Here is a 12543-nt window from a genome sequence, read left to right as displayed (position 1 = left end):
CTCGCCCGCTGCGCTCAAACATTGCTCACCACCAGTGTTCCAGCTGCACCCCGAAGGTGGAGCCGCTCAGCGCATGGCCGAAGGCGCCGCCGTCGGCCAAAGTCGAGCCGGGCGCGGCCGCCTGCTGGGCGGCGCGGTTCCAGCGCGCGTAGGTATAGAAGAAACGGAGTTCCGGCCGGCTCCAGAACGCCTTGTCCAGCGCCAGCGTCGGCGCGATTGTGAACTTGCTCAGAGTGCGGACTTGGCCATCGGCGGCCTTGACCCGGTCGAAGCCCACTTCGGCCGCCAGCTTGAAGCGCTCGCCAAAGGCGTAGACCGGCCGCGCGCCGGCCGACCACCAGGTCTGCCCGCCGTCCGGCCGCGCGTCGCGTTGCCAGGCCAGCATCAACTGGCCGCCGAACTCTCGCGTGGCTTGCCAGTCCAGCGCCTCCACCAGCCGGCTTCGCCGCGTGCCGCTGTCGCTGACGAGACTGCCGGTGCCGCCCAGGCCGGTGCCCGGCCCCACCCCGTATTGCAGCGCAAACAGATTGCGTCCGCCCAACACGCCTTTTTGCTCGTGCAAGGCGCTGAGCGACCAGCCGCTGTTCGCGCCCGTCACCTGGCCGGCGCGCTGGATGTAGCTGAGGCCTAGAGTCAACTCGCCGCCGGGATTGACGGCGATGCCGCCCAATTGCAGATCATGCTTATTAGCCTGATCCGCCTGCCACCAATTGTCGTTGCGCGAGAAGGCATAGCTGAGCTTGAGCGCTTGGCCCAATTTGAAATCCTCCAGACCGAAACCGGTGCCGCTGGGGTTCCAGAAATAGAAGTCGGCGATATGCACGTCGTGCCGCTTGTAATAGCGCCGGCCCGCCCACAGCGTGGCGCCGTTCAGTTCCGGGATATCGCTCCATTTGGCGTAGGCCTGCGGCAAGCGGACATTGCCGTTGTCGCCCTGAAAAGTCAGCGAATGGCCGTTGCGGTTGTACAGGCTGGCCATGCCCACCACGCTGAGCTTGCTGCCGTTCTCGGCCTGGAATAGCTGCTGGCCCAGTTCCAGCTCGGCGTACTGTTCGCATTCGTTGCCCAGCCGGTACTTGGTTTCGGCGCCGGCCAGCTGAAAGCAGCTCTGCTTGCCGCCGCTGTCTGAACCGCCGGCGCCCAGGCGGGCGTAGCCGTGAAAATCCAGCGCTTGCGCGGCGGCGGGCAGCAGCAGGGGGGCGGACAAGGCCAGCAAGGCCAGGCCGCGGGGGGTGAATTGAGTCATTGTTCTCTCCATTTCCCTTAGTTTTGGGCACAACGCGGCCTGCCGGCCGGGAATGCCGGCAGCTCGCAGAGGATTAACTCCTCGAAAACTCTGAGGCTCAGTTCAGAACGGCGCGGTAGATCAACGATTCGTAAGGCCGCAGCCGCGCCCGGGCGGGATTAGCCGCCGCGTCGGCGTAATTGGCGCACAGCAACTGCCAGGCATGGTTCGGACTCAGGTAGTCGGCCGGCGGCGAGTAATCTCGCTCCTCGGCGCTGAAATTGCTGATCACCAACAGCTTCTCGCGCTCGCCGGTCCGCGCGTAGACCCACAGCGCCGGATCGTCCGGCGTCAGGCAGCGGTAATCGCCGTCGCTGAAGATCGGGTATTGCTTGCGCAGCGCGATCAAGCGCCGGTAGTGCTGCAGCACCGATTCCGGATCGCGACGCGCGGCGGCGACGTTCACCGTCGCCGCGTCCGGCGCCAGCCCTATCCACGGCTCACGCCGCGAAAAGCCGGCGAAACGGCTGTCGTCCCATTGCATCGGCGTGCGCGAGTTGTCGCGCGACTTCTGCCGGATCGCCGCCATCGCCTGCTCGCGGTCCAGGCCGCTAGCCAGCAACTGGCGATAAGCATTGTGGGTTTCCACATCTCGGTAGTCTTCGATGTCGGAGAAACCGGGGTTGGCCATGCCGATTTCCTCGCCCTGATAGATGTAGGGCGTGCCTTGCAGGCCGTGCAGCGTGGACGCCAGCATCTTGGCGGACTCCACGCGGTAGCGGCCGGAGTCGCCGAAGCGCGACACCACTCGCGGCTGGTCGTGGTTGCACCAGAACAGAGCGTTCCAGCCGCCGCCCTCGTGCATGCCGCGCTGCCAGTCAGACAGAATGCGCTTGAGCGCGATGAAGTCGAAGGGCGCGGCCCGCCACTTCTCGCCATCCGGATAATCCACCTTCAGATGGTGGAAATTGAAGGTCATCGACAGTTCGCGCCGCTCGGGATGCGAATAGGCGACGCAATGCTCCAGCGAGGTGGACGACATCTCGCCCACTGTCATCAAATCCCGGCCGGCGAACACTTCGCGATGCATCTGCTGCAGGTATTCATGCACTCGCGGGCCATCGGTGTAGAAATGGCGGCCGTCGCTGTCGTCCTCGGAGAAAGCCGGATCCTTGGAGATCAGATTGATCACATCCAGCCGGAAGCCGGACACGCCCTTATCCGCCCAGAAATTCATCATGTCGAACACCGCGCGCCGCACCGCCGGGTTGTCCCAGTTCAGGTCCGCCTGCGTTTTGTCGAACAGGTGCAGATAATACTGACCGCTGGCCTCGTCCCGCTCCCAGGCGGAACCGCCGAACTTGGAGCGCCAGTTGTTGGGCCTGTCCCGCCAGATATAGAAGTCTCGATAGGGATTGTCCCTGCCCTGCAACGCCTGACGGAACCAGGGGTGATCGGTGGAGGTATGGTTGACCACGATGTCCAGCATCACCCCGATGCCGCGCAGCCGGGCCTCGGCCAGCAATAGCTCGAAATCGGCCATGCTGCCGTAAGCCGGATCGATCGCGTAGTAATCGCTGACGTCGTAGCCGTTGTCGCGCTGCGGCGAACGATAGAACGGCGTCAGCCATATATAATCCACCCCCAGCCAGGCTAGGTAGTCCAGCTTGTCCGCCACGCCCAGCAAATCGCCGGTGGCCGCCCCGTGGTGGCTGTAAAAGCTCTTGGGGTAGATCTGGTACACCACCGCGGATTTCAGATTCTTCTTCATCGGAACGGCTTTCGTATCAGGACTGCGGCAACTGGCGGCGCGCCAATACCCAGGTCAGAGCGAACGGCGCCACCAGGGCCACCACCATGCCCACCATGAACATCGGAATCTGCTGCGGGATGATGGAGATGAAGGCCGGCAAGCCGCCGACGCCGATCGCCGAAGCACGCACGTGGCTGAGGGTGATGGTGGCGGCCGCCAGCGCCGAGCCGACAAGCGCCGCGTAGAACGGCAGCTTGTAGCGCAGGTTGACGCCGAACATCGCCGGCTCGGTGATGCCGAAGAAGGCGGAAATCGCCGAAGTGGACGCCATGCTCTTCTCATTGCTGGCGCGCGCCAGCCAGAACATCGCCAGCGCGGCGCTGCCTTGGGCGATATTGGACAAGGCGATCATCGGCCAGATGAAGGTGCCGCCCTGATTGGCGATCAGCTGCAGATCCACCGCGATGAACATATGGTGCATGCCGGTCAACACCAGCGGCGCGTACAAGGCGCCGAACAACATCGCGCCCAGCAGCGGCGCCAGGTTGAACACATAAACCAGCGCATCGGTGATGGCGATGCCCAGGTGGCGCGCCACCGGACCAATCACAGCCAGCGCCAGCACGCCGCTCACCACGATGGTGACGATGGGCACCACCAGCAACTGGATGGAATTGGGCACCCGCGGCCGCAGCCACAGCTCCACCCTACACATCACCCAGGTGGCGGCCAGGATGGGCAGAATCTGGCCCTGATAACCCACTTTCTCGATGCGGAACCAGCCCAGCACATCGAAATACGGCAGCGCCGCGCCATCCAGCCCGGCGGCGGCCTTGCCGTAGTTCCAGGCGTTGAGCAGATCCGGATGCACCAGCAGCAGACCCAGCACGATGCCCAGCACCTCGCTGCCGCCAAAGCGCTTGGCAGCGGACCAGCCCACCAGCGCCGGCAGGAACACAAAGGAGGTGTTGGCCATCATATTGATCAGCCCCCACACCCCGTCCAGGCCCGGGTAGGCGTCCAGCAGGCTCTTGCCGTCGATGAACATGCCCTTGGCGCCCAGCAGATTGTTCAGCCCCATCAGCAGGCCGGCCACGATGATGGCGGGCAGGATGGGCATGAACACATCGGAGAACACTTTGACCAACTGCTGCAAACGACCCTGCTTCTGATCGCCGCTGGACTTGACCTCGGCCACCGTGGCGCGTTGCAGCGCCGCCAGCTCGATCAAGGGCTGGTAGACCCGGTCCACGTCGCCGGAACCGATCACTATCTGGAACACGCCGCCGTGGCTGAACTGACCCTTGATCAACTCCACCTGGCGCAGCGCCTCCTGGTCCACCCGGCTTTCATCCTTCAAGGACAAGCGCAGCCGGGTAATACAGTGCGCGGCCTGTTGCAGGTTGTCGCGGCCGCCCACCGCTTCGAGTATCCGCGCGGCGATCTTCTGGTAATCGTGGCTCATCTGAGGGTCCCTGTATCTCTCGGCCTGCCGGTCTGCGCCGTCTAGCCCGTTATCAAACCTGGCGGCGGTATTGGCAAGCGCCGCCGATGCTGATGGCACGCTAACTGGTACAGACGAGTTGTGTCAATACTCGTATAGACGAGTTTGCGCAAAATCAAGCGCGCCGGTGCGCTAACGCAACAGGCGCCATAAATCGCTTCAGATCAAGGAATGACGGCGCGCGCCGCCGGGCCGCTATTTACGGCGGGCGACGTCGGAGAAGAAGAATTTGTCCAGCCGATGGCGGGATTCGGTGTATTCGAACTGCCGGCCGTCGTAGAGATGGGTGTGGTTCTTGACCACGATCACGTGGTCCATGCCGTTCAGGTCCAGGTAACGGCGGTCGTCGTCGTTGCAGGCCTGCGCCTCTATCACCCGGCGGGCGTAGCTGATGTTCAGGCCCAGCCGCTGTTCGATGAACTCGTAGATGGAGCCGGCGGCGGCTTCACGGTCCAGCCCCGGCACCAGGCTGGCGACGAAATAGTTGATGTCCAGGATCACGTTTTCATTGTCGATATTGCGCACCCGCTTGATCTTGAGCAGCGGGGTTTTCTCGCGCACGTCCAGCTGCCTGGCCAGTTGCGCATCCGCCGGCACCGTCTCCATCTCAGCCACCCAGGAGCTGACGCGGCGGCCCAGATGCTGGTGCGCCTCCTTGAAGCTGACAATGCCGCTGAGCTGGAACTCGATATTGCCGGAGCGCAGCACAAACACGCCCTTGCCGTGGATCTTCTGCACATAGCCGCGCTCCTGCAGCATGTCCACCGCCTTGCGCACGGTGCCGCGGCTGGCCTCGTAGCCCTGCATCAACTCGGTTTCGGAAGGAATGCGGTCGCCCTGCTGATAACGCTGGTTGTCGATGTCGGCGACGATGTCGGAAAAGATTTGGCTGTATTTGTTCACGGCGTGGATTCGGCAAGATCTGGCGGAGCGCCCCAGTCCGGCAGTCTGCCTCAAGCGCGAGCGGCGCGCCAGTCCGGCCCGGACGCTCTTGCGCCATGCGCAATAGTGCATTGCTCGCGGCGGCTATTCCGCCCGCTGCGGCGGCGGCGCACACTGGCCCCTCCTTCACACATCCCCATGGAGAACAAAATGTCCCCGTCCGATGTCCTTCGTCCGCCGCTGCCTCCCTTCGACCGCGCCGGCGCCGTACTCAAAGTCCGCCTGGCCGAAGACGGCTGGAACAGCCGCAACCCGGAACAAGTGGCTCAGGCCTATACAGAAGACAGCCAGTGGCGCAACCGCGCCGAATTCCCGCGCGGCCGCGCGCAGATCGTCGACTTCCTCGCCGGCAAATGGCGGCGCGAACATGAATACCGGCTGATCAAGGAACTATGGGCCCACGACGGCGAGCGCATCGCGGTGCGCTTCGCCTACGAATGGCGGAACGAGGCCGGCCAGTGGTTCCGTTCCTACGGCAACGAAAACTGGGAGTTCGCCGCCGACGGCCTGATGCGGCGTCGTTACGCCTGCATCAACGATCTGCCCATCCGCGAGGACGAGCGCCTGTTCCACTGGCCGCTGGGACGCAGGCCGGACGATCATCCCGGCCTGAGCGAGCTGGGCTTGTAAACAAGCCCTTACTCCGCGAAGCAGGCATCCTCCAGCAACATGTCCTCAAAGAAGGCGCCGAAAGGCCGCGACGGGTGGCGAATGTGGATTTCCAACACCCATAACATCCTCGCCGGGGTGAAATCCACCTCCGCCAGCGGCCCCTCGTGAATGGCCGCATGCGGGAAGTCCGCCAGCCGATGCCCGGACAGGTCCAGGTTCAGCGTCCAGCCGCGGCCGGCGGCGCAGTCCTCGGCAAACCGGTACAGCTCGCGCCCGCTACAGCCCTCGCTCGCCCATTTGCGCCTCACCTCATGGAAGATGGCGCGGGCGTCGGCGGCGCAGCGCGCCATCTCCGGGTCCGAGCCGGTAACGAAGCTGTCGCCGCCGTCGCCCTCCCACTGCTTCCACACCGGGCCGATATCTATGAAGAAAATGTCATCGTCGCCCAGGCGCACTCCGGGATCGGACGCCGCGCCGAAAGTCTTCAGCGTGTTGCGGCCAAAGCGCACATAGACATCGTGCCAGCCCCGCAACATGCCGCGCTCCGCCAGAATATCCTTGGCCAGTTCCACCGCGTCCTCTTCCAGCATTCCGGGTTGCATCGCCGCGGCGATCAGCGCAATCGCCTGTCGGGTTTTATCGCGCACCGCCATCAATTGCCTCGGGTCAAAAACCGGCCCCACGCCTTCCAAAGCCGATTGCTGAATATTTGCTTCCATTTCATGCTCCTTTGCTAAATACGGGCAGGCGGCCGCCTACCCTGGAATGACAACGCTCAGACCCTGCAAACGCGGATGCAAGGCGATCTGGCAGGCCAACCGGCTGTGGCCGTCGCCGGCGTCCAGCGCCGCCAACAGCCGCCGCTCCGCACGCTCCATCGCCGGCAAACGCGGCAGCCAGTCCCGCTCGACGCGAACCAGGCAAGTGCCGCAGGCGGCCTGCCCGCCGCAAACGCCGCGCATCAGCCCGGCGGCGGCCAGCGCCTGCATCAGGCTGCCGGAAACGGCCACCTCCAGCCGCTGCTCCCCGCCATCCGCGACGCGCACGCTTAAAGCCATGGCTTCCGAGGCTGGCGCGGCTGAAACCGCCGGCTGAAACGCGTCCGCCAGGAAGCGCTCCTCCGGCAGGCCGCACTCCCGAGACAACAACTGACGCGCCGCGTCCACCATTGCCGGCGCGCCGCAGGCGTAGGCCTCGGCGGCGCGCAAACAGGGGTAATCCTCCGCCGCCGCCTGTTGCACGAAGCCGCGCCGTCCATGCCAGCCCGGCCCGGCCTCGGACAGCACCGGCTCGAAACGAAAGCCCGGACGCTCGCGCTCCCACTCCCGCATCTCCTCAAGCAAATACAAGTCTTCCGCGTTGCGGACGCCCCAATACAAGGTCACCGGTCGCGTTCCGGGCACTCCCAGCCCCTGCTGCAACATCGCCCGCAGCGGCGCGATGCCGGTGCCGGTCGCCAACATCAACGACCGCTCGGCGCCGGAGTCCTCCCGCCACACGCAATCGCCGTATGGCCCCTCCAGCCATAGCGTGTCTCCCGGCCGCGCTTGCCGGCGCAACCACTCGGAAAAAGCGCCGCCCGGCTGCAGCCTCACATGCAGCTCGATATCGCCATCGGCTCGCGGAGCCGCCGCCATCGAATAACTGCGCGTCAGCCCGCCCGGAGCCGTCACCGAAACGAACTGCCCGCTGCGAAAACGCAGCGGCGCCGCGTCAACGCACTCCAACCGCAATCGGCGGACATCGCGTCCCAAGCGCTCCATCGCCGCCAGCCGGTAGCCGCGCGCGCCGCTGTCTTCCTGTTCCTTCATTTGCCGCTCCTTGATCTCTCGCGCGCCGTGTCGGCGGCGCAGATGAACGGCTAGACTTTAGGCCGCTTTTGGACCAGCAAAAACATCCAGTTTTGATAATATTGATGGTCCAGTGCCAAAATGGACACATTAGGGAAGGAGGCCGCGCATGCTGCGCAAATGGGATTTGCAACTCAGCCTGGATAGAGACGGCGGACTGCCGGTGCATCTGCAAATCGCCCAGCAGATCAGCGCCGACATCCAGCGCGGCCGGCTGCGGCCGGGCGCGCCGCTGCCGGGCAGCCGCGAGTTGGCCGCGCAACTAGGCGTCAACCGCAAGACCGCGGTGCTGGCCTATGAGGAACTGACGGCTCAGGGTTGGCTGCTGACACAGGGCCGGCGAGGCACCTTCGTCGCGCCCAGCCTGCCGCTGCTGGCGCCGCGGGCCGCGCCGGCCGCCGCGCGGACGCCTACAAACATCCCTGCAAACGACGACATCGACTTTGGCGACGGGGTGCCGGATTCGCGGCTGATTCCCTTCGACGTGCTGGGCCGCGCCTACCGCCGCGCGCTGATCGCCGCGGCCCGCGCCGGGCGGCTGGCCTACGGCGACCCGCGCGGCGAACTGCCCTTGCGCCAGGCCTTGGCGGAAATGCTGGACATGGAGCGCGGCCTCAACGCCGACGCCGAGCGCATCTGCGTGGTGCGCGGCAGCCAAATGGGCATTTATCTGGCCGGCCGCGCGCTGTTGCGTCCCGGCGACGCCGTGGGGCTGGACGCGCTCAGCTATCCGCCGGCGCGCGAAGCCTTTCGCTCTCTGGGCGCGCAACCGCTGGACGTGGAGCAAGACGCCGCCGGCATGCGGCCGGACGCGCTGGAACGGCTATGCCGGACTCAAGCAGTCAAGGCCATCTACCTGACCCCGCACCACCAGTACCCAACCACTCTGATGATGCCGGCAGAACGCCGACTGCAACTGCTCGCCCTGTCGCGGCGCTACGGTTTCGCCATCATCGAAGACGACTACGACCACGAATTCCATTTCAGCCACAGCCCGGTGCTGCCCATGGCCAGCCTGGACGCCGCCGAACGCATCGTCTACGTGGGCTCCCTGTCCAAAGTGCTGGCGCCTGGCCTGCGCGTAGGCTACTTGGTGGCCGACCCCGCCCTCATCCAGCGTTTCGCCGCCGACATCATGCTGATAGACCGCCAGGGAAACGCCGTCACCGAGCTGGCGGTGACGGAACTGATGCATAGCGGCGAGTTGAAGCGCCATCTCCGCCGCGCGCTGCGCATCTACCGCGCGCGCCGCCAAGCGCTGGCCGACGCGATAGACCGTCACCTGGCCGGCCTGGCCGAATACACGCTGCCGGAAGGCGGGCTGGCGCTATGGCTGCGGCTGCCGTCCTGGGTGGACATGCCGCGGCTGAGCGCGGACGCGCGGAGCGCCGGCGTGCGTTTCCTGCCCGGCGGCGCCTTCGGCAGCGACGGCCGCGACATCCCCGCGCTGCGTCTGGGCTTTGGCGCGCTGGAACCGGCGCAACTGGACCAAGGCGTCGCCCGCCTGGCTCAGGCGCTGCGCCGGCAAATTCCAGCGGCGGGATTGCAGTCGCCATGACGAAGAACTAATCTGAGCCGATACCCCCGCCTGAAAGATCCGCCATGAACCACGCCAATGGCCCTTACCGGCTCACGCTGGAACGCCTGATCGACGCCCCGCCGGAACTGGTTTACCGCGCCTGGACCGAAGCCCGACTGCTATGCCAATGGTTCACCCCGCGTCCGTGGACCGTGGCCTCGGCCGAACTGGACGTCCGGCCCGGTGGCTCCAGCCTCGTGGTAATGCGCAGCCCGGAAGGACAGGACTTCCCCAATCGCGGCGTCTACCTGGAAGTGAAGCCGGGACGGCGCCTGGTCTTCACCGACGCCTATACCGAAGCCTGGCTGCCGTCGGCCAAGCCCTTCATGACCGTGACCTTGGAATTCGAGCCCCTCGACGGCAAGACCCATTACCGCGCCGACGTTTTGCATTGGACCGAGGCCGACTTGCGTGAACACGAGGCGATGGGCTTCGCCAGCGGCTGGGGCCAGGCCACCGATCAATTGGAAGCCTTGCTGGCCGGACTGCGCGCAGAGCATTGAGCGCGTATTCTTTTTTTATCAATCGCTTAGCTCCAATCGCCGTCGCCAGCCCCCTGTGGGGCCGCCGCGCGCCTTGCCAAAACAGACAAAAAACGCTACATTCGGGCGCTCTAGCCGAAAATGCGCGGGTGTAGCTCAATGGTAGAGCAGAAGCTTCCCAAGCTTACGACGAGGGTTCGATTCCCTTCACCCGCTCCAGTCCGATTCCCCAACCAGTAACCTAGATCAAACCGCTGGCATGGCCCATCCGAGCATCCACCAATGAAATTGAACTCCGGCCGGCTGTGGCTTCGCATCACTGTTTACAGCCTCACCGCCTTGGTCGCGGTCGTCGTGCTGGTGCAATCGCTGATCTATTGGCAGTTCGATGAAGCCCAAGTGCGCGGCACCCTGTCCCACGCCCTGCAAGATACCGGCCGCGTCATCAGCATCGAAGGCCGTGTCACCCCCGTATTGTTTCCCGCCCCCGGCATCCAGATTGAAAAGCTCTCCGTCTCCGAGCCGGGCCAGCAAACGCCCTTCGCCCGAGTGGAAGAACTACGCGTCGGCCTGGCCTGGTGGCCGCTGCTGTTCGGCAACCGCGAAGTCAGCTCAGTGGCGCTGTACGGCCCCAGCGCCAATATCAGCCGCGGCGAAGACGGCCGCCTATCCATCGCCGATCTGTTTCAACGCCATAGCCAGAGCAGCTTCTCCATCAAGCTGGACACGCTGAAGATACGCGAAGGCACTCTGGTGCTGTCCGACCAGATGACCCATACCGACAGCCGCGTCGCCAGCATCAGCCTGGACGCCGAGGATCTGCGAGGCGGCGCCAGCCTCAGCGCCGGCGCCATCCTGGAACAGGGCTCGCGCCCGGTGCGGCTGGCGGTCAACACCCCGCTGTCCATCCAGGACGATCAGGTCAGCCTGGAAGCGCTGGACGCGGTGGCGATGACCCAAGTGCCCGGCCTGGGCGAAAGCAAGCTCACCGTCAGCGGCCAGTACAAGCTCAACTTCGCCACCTTGCAAGCCACCGGCAGCAATGTGGCGCTCGCCTTCAGCAGCGAGCGGCCCAGCAGCGAAGTCCACCTGGCGCTGCCTCAAATCAACGCCAGTTTCGACGAGCTCACCATGCCCTCCGGCCAGCTGAGCGCCAAGCTCAGTTACGCGCGCAGCCAGTACCAGCTGGAAGCCGCGCTGGAAAACCTCAAGCTCAACGAGGCAGGCCTGTACGCCGACAAGCTGCACGGCGACTTCAACTGGCAGGCCGGCTCCACCAAGGTCAACGTCAAACTCAACGCGCCGCTGTCGCTGGCCGGCATGAACCAATTGCGAATGCAGCCGCTGGCGCTGACCTCCACCATCACCACTCCGCTGCTGCCGCGCGGCAAGCTGGTCTCCACCATGGACGGCGCTTTGGACGGCGACCTGGACGAACCGCGCTTCAATCTGCGCGTCGCCGGCAAGATGGACGGTTCCGACCTGGCGGTCACCGTCAGCCAGTACGGGCTGATCAAACCGCGCCATGAGGCAACAGTGTCCGTGGGCCGGCTGGACCTCAACCGCTACCTGCCGGAAAGCAAGGGCGACCCGGTGGCCATCTTCCAAAACACTGGCGACATCCCGCTGGACTGGCTGGACCTGTTCGACCTCACCGGCAAGGTGGCGATAGGCGAACTGGCGGTGGGGCGCTTCCGCATCAAGCAGATCAGCAGCAATGTGCGCATCAACCCACGCGAACTGGAGCTGGACCAGATGTCGGCCGACATTTACGAAGGCCGCTTGCAGGGCGACGCCAGCCTCAGCCGCCGCGACGTGCCTCAGCTGAAAGTGAACCAGACCCTGCAAGGCATGAAGATCCGCCCGCTGCTGGTTGACTTGTTCAACTTCAGCCGCCTGGACGGCAAGGGCAACGGCAAGATAGATATCAACGCCGACGGCAAATCCTTCGCCCAACTGCGCAACACTCTGAGCGGCAATGTACAAATGAGCCTGAACAACGGCGCGCTGACAGGGATCGACTTGGTGGCCGCGCTGAAAAACCTGCCGGCCGAGCTGAAGGAATGGAACAGCGCCGCGCAGAACGACCAGAAAACCACCTTCTCCACACTGTCCAGCAGCTTCCGCCTGGACAAGGGCGTGGCGCGCAGCCAGGACCTGAAACTGGCTTCTCAGCTGATGAATGTGGGCGGCGGCGGCAAGATAGACCTGAAGCAGAGCATTGTCGACTACACCATGGACGTGCAGGCCAATCCGCTGGCCTTCGCCCGCCTCAAGGGCGTCAACGTGCCGTTGAAGATCACCGGCCCGCTGAACGCCCCGGTGTACGCGCTGGACTTCAACGCCATGGTCAAGGGCAAGAAAACCGAGGTGGAAAAACAGCAGGCGCTGAAGCAGCAGTTGCAAAAGCAGATCACCACCATCTTGCCTTAGAGCTTGTTCTAAAGTCTGCTGCGCTTCGGCGGGATGGATAGATAAAGGGCGTTGTAACCCGCTTCGAAATGCTCATGTACCGTGTGTACACTCCGCTTTTTCAACCGTTTTCGCCTTGTCTCGCCCTAGCTCGCAAGATCGTAAACACGTTCTGAGAACCCGC

At 64.6% G+C, this 12543-nt stretch carries 10 protein-coding genes and 1 tRNA gene; 5 read left to right on the top strand and 6 right to left on the bottom strand.

The window, feature by feature from the left end; all coding sequences use genetic code 11:
- Positions 1-25: 25 nt before the first annotated feature.
- From BR71_RS03270 to treR, 4 genes are all read right to left on the bottom strand, one after another.
- The gene (locus BR71_RS03270) at positions 26-1246 is read right to left on the bottom strand and encodes a maltoporin (RefSeq protein WP_019104242.1); all 1221 of its coding nucleotides are present in this window, start codon (positions 1244-1246) and stop codon (positions 26-28) included.
- A 97-nt stretch (positions 1247-1343) separates the two neighbouring features.
- Complete coding sequence (treC, locus tag BR71_RS03265) at positions 1344-2996, bottom strand: alpha,alpha-phosphotrehalase (protein WP_043632517.1); 1653 nt, start codon at positions 2994-2996, stop codon at positions 1344-1346.
- Positions 2997-3012: 16 nt separating this feature from the next.
- On the bottom strand, positions 3013-4443 hold the full coding sequence (gene treP / locus BR71_RS03260) for a PTS system trehalose-specific EIIBC component (protein ID WP_043632514.1): 1431 nt from the start codon (positions 4441-4443) through the stop codon (positions 3013-3015).
- A 234-nt stretch (positions 4444-4677) separates the two neighbouring features.
- Positions 4678-5385 (bottom strand): trehalose operon repressor, encoded by a 708-nt coding sequence (gene treR, locus BR71_RS03255; protein ID WP_043632511.1) that lies wholly within the window; start codon positions 5383-5385, stop codon positions 4678-4680.
- A gap of 189 nt (positions 5386-5574) precedes the next feature.
- Between treR and BR71_RS03250 the strand changes: the two genes are divergently transcribed.
- Positions 5575-6054 carry a nuclear transport factor 2 family protein gene (locus BR71_RS03250; protein ID WP_043632509.1) on the top strand — a complete coding sequence of 160 codons (480 nt, stop codon included), beginning with the start codon at positions 5575-5577 and terminating at the stop codon, positions 6052-6054.
- An 8-nt stretch (positions 6055-6062) separates the two neighbouring features.
- On the opposite strand, the gene BR71_RS03245 is transcribed toward BR71_RS03250, so the two are convergent.
- Both BR71_RS03245 and BR71_RS22705 read right to left on the bottom strand, forming a co-directional pair.
- Entirely contained in the window at positions 6063-6755 is a 693-nt protein-coding gene (locus BR71_RS03245) for a M24 family metallopeptidase (RefSeq protein ID WP_043632506.1), read from the bottom strand.
- Positions 6756-6791: 36 nt separating this feature from the next.
- Complete coding sequence (locus tag BR71_RS22705; RefSeq protein WP_052370293.1) at positions 6792-7847, bottom strand: FAD-binding oxidoreductase; 1056 nt, start codon at positions 7845-7847, stop codon at positions 6792-6794.
- A 148-nt stretch (positions 7848-7995) separates the two neighbouring features.
- Here BR71_RS22705 and pdxR point away from each other — a divergent pair, with 148 nt between their 5' ends.
- The 4 genes from pdxR (at position 7996) to BR71_RS03220 (ending at position 12380) form a co-directional block, all read left to right on the top strand.
- Entirely contained in the window at positions 7996-9444 is a 1449-nt protein-coding gene (gene pdxR, locus BR71_RS03235; RefSeq protein WP_043632503.1) for a MocR-like pyridoxine biosynthesis transcription factor PdxR, read from the top strand.
- A gap of 44 nt (positions 9445-9488) precedes the next feature.
- The gene (locus BR71_RS03230) at positions 9489-9968 is read left to right on the top strand and encodes an SRPBCC family protein (protein WP_019104250.1); all 480 of its coding nucleotides are present in this window, start codon (positions 9489-9491) and stop codon (positions 9966-9968) included.
- Positions 9969-10092: 124 nt separating this feature from the next.
- Positions 10093-10166, top strand: a tRNA-Gly gene (locus BR71_RS03225).
- A 63-nt stretch (positions 10167-10229) separates the two neighbouring features.
- Positions 10230-12380, top strand: a complete 2151-nt coding sequence (locus BR71_RS03220) for an AsmA family protein (protein WP_043632500.1) — start codon at positions 10230-10232, stop codon at positions 12378-12380.
- The last annotated feature ends 163 nt before the right edge of the window (positions 12381-12543 follow it).

The sequence above is a fragment of the Chromobacterium haemolyticum DSM 19808 genome, from assembly GCF_000711885.1.
Classification (GTDB): Bacteria; Pseudomonadota; Gammaproteobacteria; order Burkholderiales; family Chromobacteriaceae; genus Chromobacterium; species Chromobacterium haemolyticum.
The sequence above is the reverse complement of the archived record's forward strand: the minus strand, read 5'-3'. Positions and strand labels throughout refer to the sequence as shown.